Here is a 20101-nt window from a genome sequence, read left to right on the forward strand (position 1 = left end):
AGAAACGGAAAACCCCCACTCGCGAGAGTGGGGGTTTTCTGCTGTGCGCAGGGCGGACATCCGCTTGGTGAATGCGATCACCCTCGGCCTTGACTCGCATGACTACTCGTGCGAGAGTAAACGCATGTCATCGATTCGCCTGTTCATTCTCGGCTCCCTCGCCGAGCGCGGACCGATGCACGGCCACCAGCTCCGCCTGCTCGCCGAGGAGGAGCACGTGCACATGTGGACGGACATCTCCGTCGGCGCGGTGTACGGGGCGATCAAACGCCTCGCGACCGAGGGGCTGATCAGCGTGGCCCGCGTCGAGCGCGAGGGCCACTACCCCGAGCGACAGGTCTACGAGATTTCGGATGCCGGGCGCCGGGACCTCGCCGCGCTCCGGCTCGAGGGGTTGCGCACGATCGTGCTCAAGCCCGACCCGTTCGACCTCGCGATGACCCGGCTCGACCCCGACCGCCTCGATGAACTCCCCCTGATGATCGAGGCACGCCTGCTCGCCCTGCGCGCCATGCTCACCGATTCCGAAGCCACCACGGCGCACGCCCTCCCCTATCTCACCGCCAGCGAGAGTTTTGTCATGCAGCACAAGGCAGCCCGCCTGCGCGCCGAGATCGCCTGGCACGAACACCTCGTCACCGTCCTCCCCGACATCGTCGCGGACGAACTAGCCCGAAAGGCCGACTGACCATGTCAGACACCAACGCTCCGACCTCCACCGGGGCCGGCACCGGCACGCCCGGCACGCCCGGCGCGACCAACAGCCACGGCACGCCCGGCACCCGACCGCCCGTCGTGATCCCCCGCCACGCGTGGCAGGCCCTGATCGTGCTGCTGGCCGGCATGTTCATGGCGCTGCTCGACACCACGATCGTGAACGTCGCCCTGCCGACCATCCGGGAGAGCCTGAACGCCTCAGAGGCGACGCTGTCCTGGATCATCTCCGGGTATGCGCTCGCGTTCGGGCTCGCGCTCATCCCCGCCGGGCGCCTCGGCGACCGGATCGGCCACAAGTGGGTCTTCTTCACCGGGCTCGCGCTCTTCACCCTCGCGAGCCTCGCCTGCGGCCTCGCGCAGAACGACCTGCAGATGATCATCGCTCGCGTCGTGCAGGGCCTCGCCGGCGGTATCTTCGTGCCCGCCGTCACCGCAGTGATCCAGCTCCTGTTCCCGCCGATGGCGCGCGGCAAGGCGTTCGCCATCATGGGCTCGGTCATCGGCGTCTCGACCGCGCTCGGCCCGATCCTCGGCGGCCTGATCATCCAGGCGTTCGGCGACGAGAACGGCTGGCGCCTGGTGTTCTGGGTCAACCTCCCGATCGGCGTCGCGGCGCTCATCGCCGCCGTGTTCATGCTCCCCGCCGGCGCCGAGCGCGACCCGAACAAGCCGAGCTCGGGCATCGACTTCGTCGGGCTCGTGCTGCTCTCCGGCAGCCTCGTCGCCCTCCTCGTGCCGCTCATCGAGGGCCAGGACCAGGGCTGGCCACTATGGACCTACCTCACCCTCGTCGCCGGCGCGCTGCTCCTCGCCGCGTTCGGGGCCTGGGAAGTCAACTACGCCCGCCGCGGCAAGAGCCCGCTCGTGCCGCCGCACCTGTTCTCGCACCCGGCCTTCTCCGGTGGAGTCGTGCTCGCGCTCGTCTACTTCGCGGCGTTCACAAGCATCTTCTTCACGATCTCGATCCTCTGGCAGGCGGGCCTCGGCCACACCGCCCTCGAGTCCGGGCTCGTCTCGATCCCCTTCGCGATCGGCAACATCGTCGGCGCCTCGCAGAGCAACCGGCTCGCGCAGCGCCTCGGCCGCACGGTGCTCGTGATCGGCGTGACCCTCGTCACGACCGGCCTGATCTGGATCTACCTCGCCCTGCTCCTGATCGGCCCGTCGATCACCAACTGGGAGCTGCTGCCGCCGCTTCTCATCGCAGGCCTCGGCAGCGGATTCTTCATCGCCCCGAACGCGCAGTTCATCGTCGCGACCGTCGACCGCGCAGAGGCCGGTGCCGCGAGCGGTGTCGTCGGCGTGATGCAGCGGGTCGGCGCCGCCGTCGGCATCGCCGTGATCGGCAGTGTGCTCTTCGGCAACCTCGTCGTCGCCGGGCCGGGGAAGGACGCGCTGGCGTCCGCATTCACGACCGCCGCGACGGATGCGATGGCCGTCAGCGCCGCGTTCAGCGTGCTGGCGCTGCTGCTCGTCTTCGTGCTGCCGAAGCGGGTCGACGCGCACTTCTAGCCCGCGGCATCCGCCCGTCGCGTCGCACGCGGCATCGCGTCGGCGTTCGACGATCGGATGCAGCGGGTCAGCCGACCCGGGTGAGCTCGGTGAACGACATGGTCGCGTTCGAACCGTTGATGCAGGTTTGGTACAGCAGGTCGTAGCCGCGCGGGATGGAGTCGGTGCGATCGGTGTTCGCGTTGAGAACTGCGACGACCGCGCCGACCCGGTAGGTGCCCGACCGCACCCCGGTCAGCGCGATGAGAGTGCCGTCCGCCGGGAAGTGCGACCCGCCGCACGACCAGTGCTCGGCGATCACCGCGACTCCGTAGTTGCCGCTGAGGTCGACGGCACCCTGGCAGCTGTCGATCTCGGCCTGCCAGCCGCTCGTCCAGACGTATTTTGTGTAGGTGGGCACGCCCTGCGCGGCGGCGGATGCGGCCGCTTCCGCCTCCGCAACGGCCTGCGCGGCCGCGGCGACCCGTGCCGCCTCGGCAGCAACGGCCGCAGCTTCCGCGACCCGCGCCTCCTCCGCAACCCGGGCAACCTCCGCGACCCGGGCGACTTCGGCAACCCGGGCAACTTCCGCGACCCGTGCGACCTCGGCGATGCGCGCCGCTTCTGCGATCCGTTCCGTCTGCGCGGCGGTGGACTGCGTGGCGGTGGACTGCGTGGCGCCGAACGCGAGCCGGGCCGCCGCCCCGGGGAACCCCGGCCGAGGGGACTGCCAGTCGACGAGACCACGAGAGGGACCTTTCCGGTCGAGAGTGACCGGCACAAAGGTCACTCTCGACCGGAAAGGTGTGCGCTGCAGGTTCGCGTACCGGCCGGACCCCACGGCGCCGACCGCCGAGTCGGACGAGTCGGAGGAGCCGGAGGAGCCGGGCGCGACAGCGGCGGACGCGGAGGCGGGGTCGGGCGCGGGGGCATCCGCTGTAATGCGGGCCGCGGCGAACGTGGGCGTCGCCGCGACGAGCACGAGGCTCACGGCCCCGACGACGCGGGCACACCCGCCGACCGTTCGGCGAAACCACGACCGGTGTTGTGGCGCGTCCATAGCAACCTGCCCGTGCCGCCCCTGTTCGGATGGGGGCGGCCCAGTCAGTAAATCCCGGTCAGCGGGACGTGACTACCCCTCAGTTTCTTCCCCGAACAGGGGTATTATGCCGCGGCGTCCGCGGGGTCCGCACGCAGGTCGGCCACGATCTCGAGCGAGCGGATGCGCCCCACAAGCGTTGCGGACTGCGCACTGAGCATGAGCTCGTCGGCCCCTGTGGCATCGAGGAGCGCCGTGAGCCGGGCATCCACCTCGGCCGGGGTGCCCACGGCCTGGCGGCGATTCCGGGACGCCACGAACGAGAGCTCATACTCGGTGAAACGGTAGGCGAGCGCCTCCTCGAGCGACACCGGAGCGGGCTTCTTACCCTGCCGCATCCGCAGGAACGTGATCAGCCCGGGCAGCGACTCCCGGCGCACCACTTCGGGGTCGTCGTCGCTGATCAGCCCGACCGCGATCATCGCGTGCGGGGCGGCCAGGAACGCGCTCGGCTCGAAGTGCGCCCGGTACAGGTCCAGGGCTTCCTCGGTGTGCTCGCCCGCGAAGTGGTGCGCGAACGTGAACGGCAGCCCGAGCACCCCGGCGAGCTGCGCGCTGAACCCGCTCGAGCCGAGCAGCCACGTCTCCGGGGCATCGCCGAGCCCCGGGTAGGCCGTGATGCCGCGCAGTGGGTTATCCGCCGCCATGCCGCCGTGGAAGAACCCGATCAGGTCCACAAGCTGTTGCGGGAAATCGTCGACACCCAGCCCGGATTCGCTCCGGCGCAGGGCGAGCGCCGTCGCGCCGTCGGTGCCGGGCGCCCGCCCGATGCCGAGGTCGATCCGGTCGCCGTAGAGGGCGCGCAGGGTGCCGAACTGCTCGGCGACGACAAGCGGGGCATGGTTGGGCAGCATCACGCCGCCAGACCCGACCCGGATCCGCGTCGTCCGCGCCGCGATTCCCGCGATCAGCACGGGCGGCGCGCTCGAGGCGATCGCCGGCATGTTGTGGTGCTCGGCCACCCAGAACCGGTCGTAGCCGAGCTCCTCCGCACGCTGCGCCAGACGGATGCTGCCGGCCACGGCCTCCGCGTTACTGCCGCCCGCGGGGCGGCTGGCCAGATCGAGCACGCTGATCGGCAAAGTTTTCATCTTCTATTCAAACAACGTTTGAACGTGCGAGATTCCCTGCTTTGCGCACCCCTCCGGTGCATAACTCCTGCAAACTCTCGGAAAACCCCGCAAAGTGGGCACTTTGGGCCTGTTTCGAGAGGATGTGCAGGAGTTATGCCGTTCCTGAGAGTCTCTCCGGATCTGACCAAAGGCACATTCGATTGGATACAGTATCACCACCAACAGCACACGATAGGCCCGGCCATGAACCAATTACGTGACCACACCGTCATTGATGCCGGTTCCAAGTCTTCCTTCTCGCAGCGCGAACGCGCCGACCAGGACCCGATGCCCTCACACGCGTTCCGAGCGATGGCATTGCTCGACGTGCGCGGACTCACAGTGGCCACCGCCCGTCCGGGCACTCGCGGCCGCGCCGCAACGCCCGGTGAACAAGAAGTGTCCCGCGTCGCGCTCACCCTGATGCAGGGCGAGTCGCTGGCCCTCGTCGGCGAGTCCGGCAGCGGCATGACCGCCACAGCGCTTGCCATCGCCGGCCTGCTGCCCCCGACCATGACCGTGACGAACGGGTCGATCCTGTTCAACGGCCAGGAACTCGTCGGTCTGAGCCGTCGCGCCCAAGCGCGCCTGCTCGGCGCGAACATTGGATACCTTCCCCCCGACCTGCTGGGGTTTCTCGACCCCACCCGCACCATCCTCAGCCAGCTCGCGACCCCGCTCAGGCGACGCCTCGGACTCGACCGCCCCGCCGCCCGCGCGCGCACCCTCAAGGCCCTCGCCCGCGTGGGCCTGGACAACCCCGAGGTCGTCGCACTCTCCTACCCGGGCGACCTCACCCCCGTCGTCATCCAGCGTGTGGCCGTCGCCGCGGCCCTGTCCCTTGACCCCGAGCTCCTCATCGCCGCGATCCCCGCGCACGCCCGCCCGCTCGCCGACCTGCTCCGCCTCGTGCGCGCCCTGCAGAGCAAGCACCAGTTCGCGCTCATCCTGGTCACCGACGACGTCGGCGTCGCCGCCGAGTGCTGCGAGCGCATCGCGGTTCTGCAGGCCGGACGCATCATCGAACAAGGCTCGGTCGACGAGCTGCTCGAGTCCCCGCAGCATCCGCACACCCAGCGGATGCTCGACGCCCGCCAGCCGTATACCCTCAGTCCCGCAGACCTCGCACCCGGGGCCAGGTCCGGCGTACCGGAGGTCGTCGCGCTGCACTCCGTGGGCGCCTCCGCGTTCTACCACGGCGCCGGCACCCTCGCCGGCTAGCGCCGCCGCCAGCGGGCGCCCAGCGACGCCCCCGGTCCCTGACCGATTCGACGGACTTCTTCCGTTCTGCACCGGTTCAACCGCCGTCCCCCGTGCTGAGAATCCACAAACTCAGTGGAATTAGTTCGCGCGGACTCCAGCGGGCGACCAGCCGGGAGGCATACAGTGGAAGGATCGATGGTGACGTGGTCCACAACCCGACGCCGTCGGACCGGTCGCTCATCCGCTCTGTTCCGGGGAGGTGCTGTGGTGTTCGACACGATCGCTGAACGGCAGGGACGACCCGTCCCCGCGGGGACCGGGCACCGGCATCCGCTGCTGCGCCGCTGGGTGATCGCCCTTGCCGTCGTCTATGTGGTCGCCCTCGCCCTGATCGCGTTCTGGCCGGTTCCGGTCGACCGTAACATCGACGGCCCGCTGCTGCACCTGATCAACTGGCTGCACCAGCACGGCGCCCCGGGCTGGTTCCGCTACAGCACGGTCGAGTTCGGCGCGAACATCGTGCTCTTCATCCCGGTCGGGGTGTTCATCGTGGTGCTCGCCGGCGCCCGGCGCTGGTGGTGGGCGATACTCGTCGGGTTCGCCGCGAGCTGCACGATCGAGCTCTGCCAGTTGCTCTTCCTCTCGAGCCGCTTCGCGACCCTCAACGACGTCATCGCTAACACGAGCGGGGCCGTCGTCGGTGCCCTCCTCGGCCTCGTGCTGCTGATCCTCGCCGAGATCGCCCGCCCGCGCACCCACGCCGCGGATGTCTAACTCACCGTCCCGAGGAACCTCGGCCGAGAACGCCGGGCAAGTTCAGCACCGGCAGTGATAACGGTGAGCCGAATTTTCTTACTGGCCGTCGGCCGGGGAATGGCCTAGCATTTTGCTTATGAGCCGGCTCATCAGCCGGGCAGCCTCGGCGCTGCGCAGGTCGGGGGAATCATGAAGAGAATGTCATTCTGCGGCATGACGTTCCTCACCACGGATGCCGTTGCCGACGCGGTGCTGGAGCTGACAGCACTGCTCACGCACGGGCACAATTCGGAACTGCTTGTGGTGCCCTCATTCGCCCAGGACGGCAGCGAAATACTCGTCAACCTTCTTGTCGCCCCCGGCAGCGAACTCATCAGCATTCCGGAGAACGACCACGGGGCCGAACGTGACACGTCCCGCGCCGTGGCGGTTCTGCGCGATCAAATCGACGTCCTCACTTCCGAGCGCGACACCGGAATCACCACCACACGGGCGGTCGCATCGTCGAGTGCCGACTGGGCGTCCGAAGACCACTGGGACGACGTCTACTAGCTCCGACCGAGCCCGGCGTGCACCGTTCCCCGACCCCTAGTCAGTATCAAAACCCGCACCACGACCCGCATCCGCCTCGAACCCCGCACCATCACCAGGTCCGGGCTCTGCACCGTCCCAGCCCAGAATCGCGTTTCGCGCGCCGAGTATATGAGCGCGCATCGTCGCTTCGGCCCACAGCGCATCGTGCGTTCGGAGCGCGGCGAGGAGGTCTCTATGGTGGTGGTTGCTGATAGCCCGAAAATGTCCGCCATCACGGCGGAAGACCTCCGCCATCATCGGCACACGGCCGACGGAGTTGATCAGCCGGACCAGCTTCTGATCCCCCGATGCCGCTATGACAACGTGGTGGAATTCGGCGTTGAGCTCGCCCAGGCGGGCGACACCCTCGTCGTCAGTGGACAGCACAAAATCGTCCATCGCCACGATGAGGTCAGCAAGTCGAGCGAGCGTGACGTCGTCGATGCGGGCCGCAGCCAGGCCGGCGGCGCGACTCTCCAGATCGCCGCGCAGCACGTACGTGTCCCGCACCTGTTCCTTCGTACAGGAGACGACCGTCGCACCGCGATGGGGCGTGAATTCCACCAACCCGGCCTCGTGCAGGCGGCGGAGGGCCTCACGAACCGGGGTGCGGCTGAGACCCAGCTCTTCCGCAAGGGACTGCTCCCTGATCACCGCTCGTGCGGGGATCTCGCCCGACAGAATGCGACGACGGAGGTACTCGAACGCGGCCTCCCCGCCCGTCACGCCCTCCGGAGCATGTGTGGCTTGGTTTGTCTGCACTGACGTCATGGCCTATCCATTTCTTACGAGCATGCGCGCAAAACGTCTCAACGCGCAGAACACTTTCGGGTGAACACGATTATCGTCCAGAAGCGCCATCTGGGCAACGACTTTAACGCTCGGTGTTAGCGCTCCCCCGCCGCTGCGGTGTCGACCTCGCCTCAGATCAGGTCCATCCCCGAGTTTTCCCACCCGCAGCCCTCTCGCGGACACCGATCCAGCCAGGACCGCACGTCAAGCTCCGCCGGCATGGCATACGGCCCGCGCACGACAGGGCTGTCGCAGTTCGGGCACAATAGAATGAACATGCGATCATCGTAGGCACAATCTGGCTTGAGGAGCCAGCCACGCAGTGTCACATCCCCGCGGTAGAGGTCACTTCCTTGCAACCGGCCCGACGACCAGGCCACGCCGATCGACTGCCGCCCCAGGACCTACTGCGCCGGGACCGTCTGCATGGTCTGGTACTCCGGCTCGAACGTGTCGAGGGTATCCGTCTGGAACGCGTGCTGCACTGTCGCAAGCTTCGCCAGGTCGAGGTTCACGATCGACTGCCCGTTGCTCGACACCGCGATCCCCTTCGTTGGCGCCGTGAAGAACGTGAAATCCGTCGAGCGGATGCTGGCCAGCGACCCCGCGAGCGCCGTCAGGTAGTCGACGTTGAGGCCTTCGTCCACGGCAATGTACGGACGCACCGCAGACAAGAGGGCGGATACCTTGCCGGGATCGGTCAGCGTCTCCGGCTGCATCGCCTTGGTGAGGGTGGCCCGCATCACCAGCTGCTGGTTGCGCACCCGCTGGAAGTCCCCGTCGGGGAACGCCCGCCACTCGCGCGCGAAGGCGAGGGTCTCGTCGCCGGTGAGGTGTTGCATCCCCGACGGGTAGTAGTGGTCGCTCGCGGAGGACTGGAACCCGACCGGGTTCAGGATGCCCACCCCGCCGAGCGCATCGGTGAGGCCCTTGTACCCGGCGTAGTCCACGAGTGCGACATGGTCGATGCGGGTGCCGATGAGTCCCTCGATCGTTTGCACGGCGAGCGGAACGCCGCCATAGGAGAGCGCCGCATTGATCTTGTCCGAGCCGTGGCCGGGCAGGTCGAGCCAGCTGTCCCGCAGGATCGACATCACGTAGACGTGGTGCCGGTCTGCTGGAATGTGTACAACCATGATGGTGTCGGAGCGCTGTTTACTGATGTTCACGAGCGAACCGTTGACTTGATCCCAGGTGTCCGAGCCCAGCAGCAGGATGTTCTGCGCCCCTGCGGCGAGCCCGGTCGAGACCGGCGGCCGGGCGGCATCCGCCGGAAACGGCTGGGACAGGGTGGGGAGCTGGAGGTCGAAGAGCCGCCCGACGATAGACCCGATGCTCGCGACATCGGCCGCCGCCGCCAGAACGAGCACGAGCACGATGGAGGTGATTCGCCAGACCCCCGACGGCTGGCGCACAGCAGCCGACTCCGTCACGATTCTCGATTCGGGTTCGACACGGTGGGCCTCCAGCAGTCACGGTGCAAGAACGGTGCGTTTCAGGTGCAAACAATATAGCTCGGGCCGCAAGCCCTGTCCCGGGGGCCAAAGGCCCAAAAACACCCGTAAACGGGGGCGACACGCCGTCTATCACCGCGTAATGACGCCGTAACCTTTCTTCAATAACCTGAGTGGCATGACCACGAAGATAACCAAAGCCGTCATCCCCGCCGCCGGGTTGGGTACGCGCTTCCTGCCTGCCACGAAGGCCATGCCCAAGGAGATGCTCCCGGTCGTGGACAAGCCGGCAATCCAGTACGTCGTCGAGGAAGCCGTCGCCGCCGGCCTCACCGACGTGCTCATGATCACGGGCCGCAACAAGAACGCGCTCGAGAACCACTTCGACCGGATGACCGAGCTCGAGGACCTCCTCGAGAAGAAGGGCGACCAGGACCGCCTCGCCAAGGTGCGTTTCGCCACCGGACTCGCCGACGTGCACTACGTGCGCCAGGGCGACCCGCTCGGTCTCGGCCACGCCGTATTGCGTGCAAAGATGCACATCGGGTTCGAGCCCTTCGCCGTTCTCCTGGGCGACGACATCATCGACGACCGTGATGTGCTGCTGTCCAAGATGCTCACCGAGCAGACCAAACGCAACGCCACGATCATCGCCCTGATGGAGGTCGAGCCGGAGACCATCCACCTCTACGGTTGCGCTGCCGTCGAGACCACGGACGACCCCGACGTGGTGAAGGTGACCGGCCTGGTCGAGAAGCCTTCCGCAGCGGATGCCCCGTCGAACCTGGCTATCATCGGTCGCTACGTACTCCGCCCCGAGATCTTCGAGGTTCTGCAGAACACCAAGCCCGGCAAGGGCAACGAGATCCAGCTCACCGATGCCCTGCAGGTGATGGCGGTCAACCCGCAGTTCACCGGCGGCGTCTACGGCGTCATCTTCCGCGGCCGCCGCTACGACACCGGCGACCGGCTCGACTACATCAAGGCCATCGTGCAGCTCGCTGTCGACCGCCCCGACCTCGGCCCGGACCTGCGCGTCTGGCTGCAGGAGTTCGCCGCGACCCTCGAATAGCGGGAGCACACAGCACCCCGAAGGGGCACGGAACCGTCTGGTTGAATATTGGCTTCGATGGGCACCACCTGTGGTGCGGGTGAGCCCCACTGTTCAGATGCGTGATTCGTATCGTTCAGCCCCACTGCCGGCGTGGTTGAGCACCACCTGAAAAGCTCCTCCCACCATGTGAGCGCCACGTGGTGGAAGGAGTACCGGTAATGGTACGGAAGATCAAAGCAAAGCAGATCCTGCAGCTGCGAAATCAGGGCTTGTCGCGACGGGCGATCGAGTCCGCCCAGGGGATGTCCCGGCACAGCATTCGGGCTGTGCTCGATGCAGCAGAGCGGCTCGGGGTCGGCTGGGACGACGTCGCGGAGTTGTCGGAGGCCATGGTGTATTCGACGTTGTTCCCCGGCCGCGGCGTCCACGAGAGTGTGTTCGCGCAGCCGGACTGGGCGCGGGTGCACACCGAGCTGGCCCGGGTCGGGGTGACGCTGAAGCTGTTGCACCAGGAGTATGTCGACGCCTCATCGATGGCGCAGGCGACGATGAGCTACGACCGGTTCTGCCGCCTCTATGCCGAGCACGCCGCGGTCTCTGGGGCGACGTCGAGGGTCGGCCACAAGGCCGGCCGCAGCATCGAGGTCGACTGGTCCGGGCCCACGATGCAACTAGCGGATCCGACGACCGGTGAGATGTCGAGGGTGTATTTGTTCGTCGCCTGCCTGCCGTTTAGCCGCTACGCCTTCGTGGAAGCCACCCTGGACATGCGGCAGGAGTCGTGGTTGCGCGCCCACACGGCGATGTTCGCCTTCTTCGGCGGCAGCGTCCCACGCCTGGTGCCGGACAACTTGAAGACCGGGGTGATCTCTCACCCGAAGGAAGGGGAGGTCGTTTTGAACGATGCCTACCGGGAGATGGCGGCGCACTACTCGGCCGCAGTGCTTCCCGGCAGAGTCCGCCACCCCCGCGACAAAAGCAGCACTGAGAACACGGTGGCCCATGTCGCGACCTGGGTCATCGCCGGTTTGAGGAAGGAGACGTTCACCTCGCTGGCTCAACTGCGCCTGCGAATCCGGGAACAGATGGACGCCTATAACCGGGAGCCCTTCCAGAAACGCACCGGGTCCCGCCTCAGCGTATTCACCACCGAGGAGAAGCCGCTGCTGCAGGCGCTGCCGGCGGTCCCGTTCGAGATCAGCACCTGGTCCTACAAAAGGAAGGTCAACACCAACGCCCACGTGGTCTGGGCCAAGAACTTCTACTCCGTTCCCTTCAACCAGATCGGCGCGCTGGTCGACCTGCGCGTCACCGAGACGATGCTGGAGGTCTATCGCCGCGATGAGCGCCTGGCCAGCCACCTGCTGCTGCCGGCAACGACCAGCAACCAGTATCGGACCAACGAGGCCGACCTACCCGAAGGTCGCAGTTTCCAGGCCTGGGACCGGACCCGGATCGAGGAATGGGCGACGCGGATCGGGCCGGCAACTGTCACCGTGACGGCCAAGATCTTCGAAACCGTCTTCATCGACGAGGCCGGCTTCGATGCGGCGTTGGCGGTGCTGAAACTGTCGCGCCGGTTCTCCCCGGCCCGGGTCGAGGCCGCCTGCGCGCTCGCGTTGCGGGGTCCGGTCCGATCCCCGCGCTATGCGCATCTGCGGCCGATCCTCGACACCGGGCAGGACAAGACAGGACAGGCCCCCGAGCCCGAGAGCGACGATGGCGGGTATGTCCGCGGCAGCGCCTACTACGCCGGAGGCACCCGGTGAGCGCCCTCGACGGGGAGACCAAACGCAAGCTCCGCGAGATGAACGCCAGCGAGCTGCTGCAGGCGATCGACACCCAGGACGACACCCTCAGCATCGGCCTGGCCTTCGAGGAACGGGTCCGGCTGGCCGTCGACGACGCCTACTCGACGTTCATGCATTCCAAGGTCGACGGGCTGATCCGGCGGGCAGGACTGCGTTATCCGAACGCGGATCTGCGGCGCATCGACCTGCTCGACGAGCGCGGCCTCAACCGGCAGGTGCTCACCCAGCTCGGGACCTGCTCATTCGTCACCCGGCAGCAAAACGTCGTCTTCCAGGGCTTCACCGGGTCGGGGAAATCGTATCTGGGCTGCGCGATCGCCAAACGGGCCTGCGCGCATCGCATCCGCGCCCACTACATCCGGATGCCTGACCTCGAGGAAGCCTGGGTCGCCGCGCAGGACGCCCCGGGCGGGGCGAGCAAGTTCCTCCGCAAATATGCCGCGTTCACGCTGCTGGTCATTGACGAGTGGCTACTCGACCGGCCGACGGAATCGATGCGGACGATGCTGCTGGAGTTGATGGAGCGCCGTTACGGCGAGACCTCGACGGTGTTCTGCACCCAATATCAACAGAAGGACTGGCACCAGCGCCTCGGCGCCGGCGTCCACGCCGACGCCATCATGGACCGCATCATCCACAACACCACCTGGGTCGACACAGGCACCTACAACATGCGGGAACAAGCCGCCCTCGCGACCGCGTAATCCGTGACGAGGAGCACCGGTGGTGCTGAGCCACACCACCACTGGTGCTCTTCCGCACGAACGGTGGGGCTCAACCGCACGATCGGGTGGGGCTCAAAGGCTCGAATACTCAGTCTGGTTCCGTGCCCCTTCTTATGGGTACACCCGCAGTGCGTGACGAGTTCATTTCCCGGACATTGCGCTTTGTAAAAGTTCAGCACGTTCGTACTTCTTCGGCCGTATTCTGGCCAGAGTGCACTAACGATTCCGCCCGGACACCGCCAATCGTCACCAGAGGATTCACAATGTCGTCACCGCGCCCCGAAACATCGCCACCCTCCCCCGACTCATTACCTGCCGCCTGGCAGGTCGACCTGAAATCGATCCACCCGCTCGTCTTCGACAAGTTCGACAGCCCGAAGGCCGTGCCGAAGATCGTTTCGGTCTACTACCCCCTGCAGGGTTGGAACAATTCGATGAAGCGCGCTGTACTCACGATCGGGCTCGTCCACGACCTCCGCTCCGACGGGGCCACCCTCGTGCTCGCGAAATGGCGGAAGCTCGAGCGCACGTTCACGCTGAGCACCCTGGACTTCCCGGTCGACCGGGGCTGACGACTCGTCAGACGGATGCGGCGGCGAGCTTAGGAATCAACGTCTCCAAGAACGCGGCAGTGTCTTCCCAGCCCTCGACAGCGAAGCACTCGACCCCGAGCGCGAGAACCGGGTAGTCGTTGCCGTTCTCGTCGAGACGGTCGCCGACGAAAAGCATGTCATCGAGGGGCACCCCGGTCAGCTGCGCGAGCTTCTTCATGCCGTAGGCCTTGTCGATGCCCTGTCGGGTGATATCGACAGAGGTCGACCCTCCGGAGCGCACCTCGAGGTCGGGCAGCAGCATCTGCACCGCTTCACGCAGGGTGTTCTTCTTGCTCCCGGTCGGGTCCCAGGCGACCTTGGAGGCCACGGGAGCGGCCTGGCCGAGCGCCGAGAACGTAATTTGCGAACCGCGGTCTTCCAAGATCGGACCCCAAGTGTTGCTTTCCCAATAACCGAGTTCTCGGGCCGTGGTCTCGACAGCCACGAGCGCCCGCGACTTCTGGTCATCGGTGAGGTACTCCGCGTAGATCTGCGTCCAGCCACCCCGCTTATGCAGGAAGTACTGCGTACCGCAGGTGGGCATCAGGTGCAGGCGGGCCAGGGTCTCATCGTCGACGTCGTTGAGGTTGTCGATGAGTTGCATGTGGAACTGACCGATCTGGCCACCGGAAATCACGCAGACCTCCACAACACCGAGCAGGCGCACCATCAGGTCGGCCATCCGCGGGTCGATCGGGGATTTGGAGGCCGCAAGTGTGTCATCCAGGTCAAAGGCCACCAGGCGGGGAAGAGTCGTCATGAGTGTGCTGTTTTCCTAACTGAATACTGAGAATGCCCGATGTCGGCCCGGTTACGGACGGCCCAGACCATGGTAGGTCCAGCCGGCAGCACGCCACGCGGCGGCGTCGAAGGAATTGCGTCCGTCGATGACGATCTTGTTCTTGACCAGGGCACCGACCCAGGCCGGGTCGAGGTGTCTAAATTCAGGCCATTCGGTCACGAGCACGACAGCGTCCGCGCCGCGCAAGGTCTCCTCCAGGTCGGTCGAATAGGTGAGCTGGGGGTGCCGCGCCCGCGAGTTCTCGATGCCCTGCGGGTCGGTCGCAACGACGTTGGCGCCGAGACCATGCAGTTGCACGGCGACGTCGAGTGCTGGCGAGTCACGCACATCGTCGGAGTGCGGCTTGAAGCTGAGGCCAAGCACGGCCACCTTGGCGTTGTACGCGCTACCACCGAGTGCCGAGACGGTGAGGTCGATCGCACGCTGGCGTCGACGCAGGTTGATCGAATCCACTTCCTTGAGGAAAGCCACGGATTCGCCACGACCGAGTTCTTCGGCCCGGGCTGTGAACGCCCGGATGTCCTTCGGCAGGCAACCGCCGCCGAAGCCGACGCCGGCGCCCAGGAAACGGCGCCCGATGCGATTGTCGTAGCCGATCGCATCGGCAAGCTGCGTCACATCGGCTCCGGTGACCTCGGCAATTTCGGCCATGGCGTTGATGAAGCTGATCTTGGTGGCGAGGAACGCGTTCGCTGCGACCTTCACGAGTTCGGCCGTGGCGAAGTCGGTGACCACGAGAGGAGTCTCCGCGGCAAGTGCGGCGGCGTAGATCTCGTTGAGCAGCGCGGTTGCGTGCTCGCCGGGCTCTCCAGCGGCAACACCGTAGACCAGACGGTCCGGGCTGATGGTGTCTTTCACGGCGAAGCCCTCGCGCAGGAACTCAGGGTTCCAGGCGAGTGTCGCACCGGTTCCCGATGCTTCCACGATGCCCGCGAGACGAGTGGCGGTCCCGACGGGGACAGTACTCTTGCCCACAACCAGGTCCCCCGCGCCGAGGTGCGGCAGGAGCGCCTGTACTGCAGCGTCCACGTAGGTGAGGTCCGCGGCGTAGCTGCCGGGCTTCTGCGGGGTGCCGACGGCGACGAAATGCACGCGGGAGCCAGCAACTTCGGCAATGTCCGTGCTGAAGCGCAGCCGGCCTGTGGCCATGGCCGAGGTCAGGATCTCGGGAAGGCCAGGTTCAAAGAACGGCGGAAGCCCGACGGCAAGCTGCGCGATCTTCTTCGCGTCGACGTCGATACCGACGACCTCATGCCCGAGCTCTACCATCGCGGCCGCGTGCACGGCCCCGAGATACCCACAACCAATGACAGAAATCTTCATACGTCTAACTCCATACAAAAAGCCTAACGGCGGCGGAACCGAGAATCGAACTCACCTCGGGGTAACGGATGGCAAAGGATCTGCCTCCGGCGTTAAGAAAGGCCCCGGACGATGTCCGGGGCCTTTCCTGGGGGGGGTCACTTCGTGGCGATCAACTTCACACAGTGTCGGAAGAAGTTGCCTCTTGAGTAAACGCTACGCGGCTACGCGGCGGCGGCGAACGAAGCTCAGCACAACCACGAGGGCGATACCGAGGAGGAGCGCACCAGCGGCAGCCCAGATCAGAAGAACCGGGGTGTTGTAGCCGGTGCTGGCGAGGGTCTGTCCGGTCGCGCCGTTGTCAGCGGCCACGACGGTGAGTGTCGCCGTGCCGACGGTGCCGGAGGTGAGGCCGGTGGCCGTGGTGGTGTAGGAACCGGTCGCGTCCGTCGGAAGCGTGACGGAAACGCTGGCCGCACCGGTGGTGGTGGCCGACTTGACGAGCGTCGCCGTTCCGGACTTCACGACGGAGAGAGTAGCGACGCCCGAACCGGTGACGGCGAAGGAGACGCTCTCACCGGGCGTGAAGGACGCGCCGTCGAACGAGACCGTCACTGCCTGGCCAGGAACCGGGGTGCTGTCGGAGACGGCAACGTTTGCTGCCGGGACGTAGCCGGCAGCGTTAGCTGCGGCCGGGACTGCGAAAACGGCGAGGACTGCGAGCGCAATCACCGCGAGGATCTTTTTTGCCATGGTGTTATCCCTGCTGTGGATCACAATGATTTTTCGCCGACACTGGCTGACCTCGAGTGAGGCTACCCCCTACTTTAGGGGACATTCACAGCCCGTTTCCAGTTCGCGTGTTTCTATCGGGTGAACATTTCGTTGCATTGCATACACCCGAGTAGGCCAAAAGCGAGCGCACGCCTCGCGGGCGTGCGCTCGCTTTTCACTCAGCGCCCCTACTGTCGAATGCTAGTGACGTGGTTCCGATACCACTGCACCGTTGATACAAGCCCGTCTTCCAGCCCGATCTGAGCTGTCCAGCCTGCGTCTGCGAGCTTGGAGACGTCGAGGAGTTTCTGGGGCGTGCCGTCGGGCTTCTCTGTGTCCCAGAGAGTCTCTCCTGTGAATCCCACGACCCGCGCGATTGTCTCCGCAATTTCACGAATGGTCACGTCAGACCCGGTGCCTACGTTTACCTGCTCGGGACCGTCGTAGTGCTCCATCAGGTGCAAACACGCTGCAGCCATGTCGTCGACGTGCAGGAACTCGCGGCGTGGAGTGCCTGTCCCCCAGTTAGTAACGGTGGCGGCGCCAGACTGCGCCCCCTCGTCGTATCGGCGTATGAGCGCCGGAAGGACGTGCGACCCTTTCGGCGAGAAGTTGTCGCCGGGACCATAGAGGTTTGTCGGCATCGCTGAGATCCACGGCAACCCGTATTGGCGCCGAACGGCCTGAATCTGCAGGATCCCTGCGATCTTTGCGATCGCATAGGCGTCGTTTGTCGGTTCGAGGTGCCCCGTGAGAAGGGTGTCCTCTCGTATTGGTTGCGGGGCGAGCCGCGGATAGATGCAGGACGATCCCAGAAACAAGAGGCGTTCGACGCCACACTTTAGGGCTGCGTCGAGCACGTTCACCTGTATCCGCAAGTTGTCGCTCAAGAAGTCGACCGGGAACGTGCTGTTCGCCAGGATCCCGCCCACCTTCGCGGCCGCCAATACTGCGTAACGCGGCTTCGCTTCCTCAAAGAATGCGAAGACGGCATCTCGGTCCTTGAGATCCAGCTCAGCAGAGGTCCGACCGATCAGATCGGTGAATCCCTCCGCCTCTAGTCGGCGCCAGATCGCGGATCCGACCAAGCCGCGATGACCTGCGACGTAAAACCGACTTGAGCGGTCCAGGACTCCAGGCACGAATTTGACGTGGTCGCGGTCGTCCGCCATGACTACTTCGTACCCCAACTCGCGAGTTTGACCTCATCGATCCAGTGGCCACCCGCATGCTCGAGCGCGACGATGTCGGCGTCCACCATGATGCGGGCGAGTTCGGCGGTGTCGACCGTGGCCTTCCAGCCAAGCTTGGCCTCAGCCTTGGAGGCGTCGCCAACGAGAGCGTCCACCTCGGTGGGGCGCAAGTATCGCTCGTCGAAGCGCACGTGATCTTCCCATTTGAGGCCGGCGTGACTGAATGAGGTCTCCACGAAGTCCCGCACCGTGAAGTTTCCGCCGGTGGCAAGGACGAAGTCATCGGGCTCGTCAACCTGCAGCATGCGCCACATGCCCTCCACATATTCTGCGGCGTAGCCCCAGTCACGGATCGAATCGAGGTTGCCAAGGTAGACATGATCCTGTCTACCCGCCTTGATGGCTGCGACGGCGCGTGTGATCTTTCGAGTAACAAAAGTCTCGCCACGGCGCGGAGATTCGTGGTTAAAGAGAATGCCGTTCACGGCAAACATGTCGTATGCCTCGCGGTAATTCTTAGTGATCCAGTAGCTGTAAACCTTGGCTGCGCCGTACGGCGAGCGGGGGTAGAACGGGGTCTCCTCATTCTGAGGTGGCGGAGTAGCCCCAAACATCTCCGAGCTTGACGCCTGGTAGAAGCGTGTCTCAATACCAGACATGCGTACGGCCTCGAGCAGGCGAATGGTGCCCATACCCGTCGTGTCACCGGTGTGCTCGGGCTCGTCGAAGGACACACGAACATGCGATTGCGCAGCAAGGTTGTAGACCTCGTGCGGCTGAATCTCGGCGAGCAGAGTGACAAGGCGGCTGCCGTCACTGAGATCGCCATAGTGAAGGAACAACTTGGCCTCGGGGTCGTGCGGGTCAACATACAGGTGATCAATTCGGGCCGTATTGAACGTCGAAGCACGTCGAATTAGCCCGTGCACCTCGTAGCCCTTCGAGAGCAAGAGCTCGGCAAGGTACGAACCATCCTGACCGGTAATTCCAGTGATGAGAGCGCGCTTTGTCATGAATTTCCTCCATCTTTGCCTAACGAATGCGAGTGACCATCGACATGGTCCTGCATTGACGTCAAGCCCCTTAGCCATTGAGCAAATCGGTCAATGGCCACTTCTTGCCCTAGGACGTCTGCGCGGTAGCGCATTCCATTCGCGCCGAACAAAGCAGCCCGCGCTGGGTCGTCCCGGAGCCCAATTGCCTCATCGATTATTGCCTGTGGGTCTTCGGCGTCCACAACGACTCCACCCCTCGCCGACTCGATTTCGGCCGCAGTCACCCCTCTGCGATCGGTTGCCGCGATCACGGGCCGACCTGCATTGTAATAAGACGTCAGTTTGCTGGGCACGGCCATCTCGGAAACACCGAGCTTCTCGTTGACCAACAAAATGTCTGCAGATGCGAGTGCCCTTTGGAAACCAAAGTCGTCGAGAGAATCGATGAACTGCAGTCGAGAGATACCTTTTCCCTGGGCCATGAGCGCGTCTCGTTGGCTTCCGTTTCCCAATAAAACGAAGCGGACCGGGAGGTCCTGTGCTTCCGCAAGTCGTGCGGCTTCGACCACATTCCCGAGAGCCTGCTTAATCCCCATGTTCCCAGCGTGTAGGACAACGGTCTCATCTGGATTCCAGCCGTGAGTCGCACGGACGGCGGTGAAATCGAAGGGCGGAGTCGGTTTGAGGTGGGTCCAGTTTCGAATTACCTCAATTTGCGCAGATCCGATGCCGAACTTTTCACCTAGGTGGGCGGCGAACCGGGAATGAATTACAACCACGCCCGATGCTGCCGCGATCGTGACCTTCTCTACCCAAGTCACTACCCTGGTGATGAAATCTGAACCGGTCCCAGTTTCGGCCATCCCCAAGCTATAGAGGTCCTGTATCCAAATGTTAACAATGCGCTTTCGGTGGCTCATCCGCGCTCTGAGCATCGCAAGGGCGGTCGAAAAGAGCGCTGGCGAGACCATCACAATCACGTCTGGGCGACCCCATTTCGCGAACATGACGCCTATTCCAAAGGAAATCTCAGAAGCCAAACGTTTTAGGCCTTCGGGGCTGGATGGAACGTAGTGCGGCAACCGTGTGACGCGAACGCCATCTAGAAATTCGGACGTCTTTCTACCGCCAAAGCCGGCATGGACTTTCCACTCCGGGTAGTGAGGATGTGCCGTTATGACATCGACGGCGAAGCCGCGTTCCACAAGCCCCTGAACAAGCCCACTCGTGTATGGCGCTATCCCGGTGACCTCCGGTGAGAAGTTCAGGCCGATGACGAGCACCTTCAGCTGAGTCTGCTTGGTCAATGACGATCTGCTTTCTGGTTCTTGATACTTGCTCAAAGTCAGTTCAACTACTCAAAACTGGAGGTGTGCCCGGTCCCGAAACAGGCGCTCCACAACCCACTAACACCCTAGCGTCGTCCAGTTTCGGGCCTCCCCCGTTCGGGTTACAGCCTGATTTCATTCTCATGACGTAAGGGCATCATCCGAACGACCTTCCGTACCCGTTTCAGCCGAGCGCGATTCCTACCCCTGTTGCAGGCGAACGTGGGCCCTAGGATTACGGTGTTGACCGAAATCCCTAGGGTCTGTCCCACGGGAGGACCATCCGCGACGCACGGCGAGGACAAGATGACGAATAGGCCGTCTGAT

The 20101-nt window shown here is 64.9% G+C and carries 19 protein-coding genes; 9 read left to right on the forward strand and 10 right to left on the reverse strand.

Going from position 1 to position 20101, the window contains the following annotated elements; translation table 11 throughout:
- Positions 1–124: 124 nt before the first annotated feature.
- Complete coding sequence (locus E3O39_RS00120) at positions 125–688, forward strand: PadR family transcriptional regulator (protein ID WP_198413338.1); 564 nt, start codon at positions 125–127, stop codon at positions 686–688.
- A gap of 2 nt (positions 689–690) precedes the next feature.
- A complete protein-coding gene (locus E3O39_RS00125; RefSeq protein ID WP_134449666.1) occupies positions 691–2229 on the forward strand; it encodes an MFS transporter in 1539 nt (512 codons plus the stop codon).
- A 67-nt stretch (positions 2230–2296) separates the two neighbouring features.
- Here E3O39_RS00125 and E3O39_RS19135 read toward each other — a convergent pair whose 3' ends face one another.
- Positions 2297–3268 carry a hypothetical protein gene (locus tag E3O39_RS19135; protein WP_174774820.1) on the reverse strand — a complete coding sequence of 324 codons (972 nt, stop codon included), beginning with the start codon at positions 3266–3268 and terminating at the stop codon, positions 2297–2299.
- A 104-nt stretch (positions 3269–3372) separates the two neighbouring features.
- Positions 3373–4398: an LLM class flavin-dependent oxidoreductase gene (locus tag E3O39_RS00135; protein WP_134449667.1), complete on the reverse strand. Its 1026-nt coding sequence runs from the start codon at positions 4396–4398 to the stop codon at positions 3373–3375.
- 225 nt (positions 4399–4623) lie between these two features.
- Between E3O39_RS00135 and E3O39_RS00140 the strand changes: the two genes are divergently transcribed.
- The 3 genes from E3O39_RS00140 (at position 4624) to E3O39_RS00150 (ending at position 6930) form a co-directional block, all read left to right on the forward strand.
- Positions 4624–5640, forward strand: a complete 1017-nt coding sequence (locus E3O39_RS00140) for an ATP-binding cassette domain-containing protein (protein WP_166787393.1) — start codon at positions 4624–4626, stop codon at positions 5638–5640.
- 246 nt (positions 5641–5886) lie between these two features.
- Positions 5887–6396 (forward strand): VanZ family protein, encoded by a 510-nt coding sequence (locus E3O39_RS00145; RefSeq protein WP_241975217.1) that lies wholly within the window; start codon positions 5887–5889, stop codon positions 6394–6396.
- A 195-nt stretch (positions 6397–6591) separates the two neighbouring features.
- On the forward strand, positions 6592–6930 hold the full coding sequence (locus E3O39_RS00150) for a hypothetical protein (protein ID WP_134449670.1): 339 nt from the start codon (positions 6592–6594) through the stop codon (positions 6928–6930).
- A gap of 36 nt (positions 6931–6966) precedes the next feature.
- Here E3O39_RS00150 and E3O39_RS00155 read toward each other — a convergent pair whose 3' ends face one another.
- Positions 6967–7722, reverse strand: coding sequence for a GntR family transcriptional regulator (locus tag E3O39_RS00155; RefSeq protein ID WP_134449671.1), 756 nt, complete (start codon positions 7720–7722; stop codon positions 6967–6969).
- Between the two features lie 425 nt (positions 7723–8147).
- A complete protein-coding gene (locus E3O39_RS00160) occupies positions 8148–9176 on the reverse strand; it encodes an LCP family protein (RefSeq protein WP_166787396.1) in 1029 nt (342 codons plus the stop codon).
- Positions 9177–9375: 199 nt separating this feature from the next.
- Between E3O39_RS00160 and galU the strand changes: the two genes are divergently transcribed.
- The 4 genes from galU (at position 9376) to E3O39_RS00180 (ending at position 13359) form a co-directional block, all read left to right on the forward strand.
- Positions 9376–10269: a UTP--glucose-1-phosphate uridylyltransferase GalU gene (gene galU / locus E3O39_RS00165; protein WP_134449673.1), complete on the forward strand. Its 894-nt coding sequence runs from the start codon at positions 9376–9378 to the stop codon at positions 10267–10269.
- 200 nt (positions 10270–10469) lie between these two features.
- Positions 10470–12020, forward strand: a complete 1551-nt coding sequence (istA, locus tag E3O39_RS00170; protein ID WP_134449674.1) for an IS21 family transposase — start codon at positions 10470–10472, stop codon at positions 12018–12020.
- Positions 12017–12766: an ATP-binding protein gene (locus tag E3O39_RS00175; protein ID WP_134449675.1), complete on the forward strand. Its 750-nt coding sequence runs from the start codon at positions 12017–12019 to the stop codon at positions 12764–12766. The genes istA and E3O39_RS00175 overlap by 4 nt, the downstream gene beginning before the upstream one ends.
- Before the next feature lie 284 nt (positions 12767–13050).
- Positions 13051–13359, forward strand: a complete 309-nt coding sequence (locus E3O39_RS00180) for a hypothetical protein (protein ID WP_134449676.1) — start codon at positions 13051–13053, stop codon at positions 13357–13359.
- Between the two features lie 7 nt (positions 13360–13366).
- Here E3O39_RS00180 and E3O39_RS00185 read toward each other — a convergent pair whose 3' ends face one another.
- The 6 genes from E3O39_RS00185 to E3O39_RS00210 all read right to left on the reverse strand — a co-directional run bounded on the left by E3O39_RS00185 (position 13367) and on the right by E3O39_RS00210 (position 19753).
- A complete protein-coding gene (locus E3O39_RS00185; protein WP_134449677.1) occupies positions 13367–14140 on the reverse strand; it encodes an HAD-IIB family hydrolase in 774 nt (257 codons plus the stop codon).
- Positions 14141–14191: 51 nt separating this feature from the next.
- Positions 14192–15505, reverse strand: a complete 1314-nt coding sequence (locus E3O39_RS00190) for a UDP-glucose/GDP-mannose dehydrogenase family protein (RefSeq protein ID WP_134449678.1) — start codon at positions 15503–15505, stop codon at positions 14192–14194.
- A 195-nt stretch (positions 15506–15700) separates the two neighbouring features.
- Positions 15701–16237 carry a sortase gene (locus E3O39_RS00195; protein ID WP_134449679.1) on the reverse strand — a complete coding sequence of 179 codons (537 nt, stop codon included), beginning with the start codon at positions 16235–16237 and terminating at the stop codon, positions 15701–15703.
- Positions 16238–16446: 209 nt separating this feature from the next.
- Entirely contained in the window at positions 16447–17430 is a 984-nt protein-coding gene (locus tag E3O39_RS00200; RefSeq protein ID WP_134449680.1) for a GDP-L-fucose synthase, read from the reverse strand.
- Positions 17431–17432: 2 nt separating this feature from the next.
- Positions 17433–18464: a GDP-mannose 4,6-dehydratase gene (gene gmd / locus E3O39_RS00205; RefSeq protein ID WP_134449681.1), complete on the reverse strand. Its 1032-nt coding sequence runs from the start codon at positions 18462–18464 to the stop codon at positions 17433–17435.
- A complete protein-coding gene (locus tag E3O39_RS00210) occupies positions 18461–19753 on the reverse strand; it encodes a glycosyltransferase (RefSeq protein ID WP_134449682.1) in 1293 nt (430 codons plus the stop codon). The genes gmd and E3O39_RS00210 overlap by 4 nt, the downstream gene beginning before the upstream one ends.
- Positions 19754–20101: the final 348 nt, after the last annotated feature.

The sequence above is a fragment of the Cryobacterium sp. MDB2-A-1 genome, assembly GCF_004402675.1.
GTDB lineage: Bacteria > Actinomycetota > Actinomycetes > Actinomycetales > Microbacteriaceae > Cryobacterium > Cryobacterium glucosi.

Bases quoted from the DNA above. Each gene is read 5' to 3' on its own strand.
- E3O39_RS00120 (WP_198413338.1), top strand. From the start codon at position 125: ATGTCATCGATTCGCCTGTTCATTCTCGGCTCCCTCGCCGAGCGCGGA.
- E3O39_RS00125 (WP_134449666.1), top strand. From the start codon at position 691: ATGTCAGACACCAACGCTCCGACCTCCACCGGGGCCGGCACCGGCACG.
- E3O39_RS19135 (WP_174774820.1), bottom strand. From the start codon at position 3,268: ATGGACGCGCCACAACACCGGTCGTGGTTTCGCCGAACGGTCGGCGGG.
- E3O39_RS00135 (WP_134449667.1), bottom strand. From the start codon at position 4,398: ATGAAAACTTTGCCGATCAGCGTGCTCGATCTGGCCAGCCGCCCCGCG.
- E3O39_RS00140 (WP_166787393.1), top strand. From the start codon at position 4,624: ATGAACCAATTACGTGACCACACCGTCATTGATGCCGGTTCCAAGTCT.
- E3O39_RS00150 (WP_134449670.1), top strand. From the start codon at position 6,592: ATGACGTTCCTCACCACGGATGCCGTTGCCGACGCGGTGCTGGAGCTG.
- E3O39_RS00155 (WP_134449671.1), bottom strand. From the start codon at position 7,722: ATGACGTCAGTGCAGACAAACCAAGCCACACATGCTCCGGAGGGCGTG.
- galU (WP_134449673.1), top strand. From the start codon at position 9,376: ATGACCACGAAGATAACCAAAGCCGTCATCCCCGCCGCCGGGTTGGGT.
- istA (WP_134449674.1), top strand. From the start codon at position 10,470: ATGGTACGGAAGATCAAAGCAAAGCAGATCCTGCAGCTGCGAAATCAG.
- E3O39_RS00180 (WP_134449676.1), top strand. From the start codon at position 13,051: ATGTCGTCACCGCGCCCCGAAACATCGCCACCCTCCCCCGACTCATTA.
- E3O39_RS00185 (WP_134449677.1), bottom strand. From the start codon at position 14,140: ATGACGACTCTTCCCCGCCTGGTGGCCTTTGACCTGGATGACACACTT.
- E3O39_RS00190 (WP_134449678.1), bottom strand. From the start codon at position 15,505: ATGAAGATTTCTGTCATTGGTTGTGGGTATCTCGGGGCCGTGCACGCG.
- E3O39_RS00195 (WP_134449679.1), bottom strand. From the start codon at position 16,237: ATGGCAAAAAAGATCCTCGCGGTGATTGCGCTCGCAGTCCTCGCCGTT.
- E3O39_RS00200 (WP_134449680.1), bottom strand. From the start codon at position 17,430: ATGGCGGACGACCGCGACCACGTCAAATTCGTGCCTGGAGTCCTGGAC.
- gmd (WP_134449681.1), bottom strand. From the start codon at position 18,464: ATGACAAAGCGCGCTCTCATCACTGGAATTACCGGTCAGGATGGTTCG.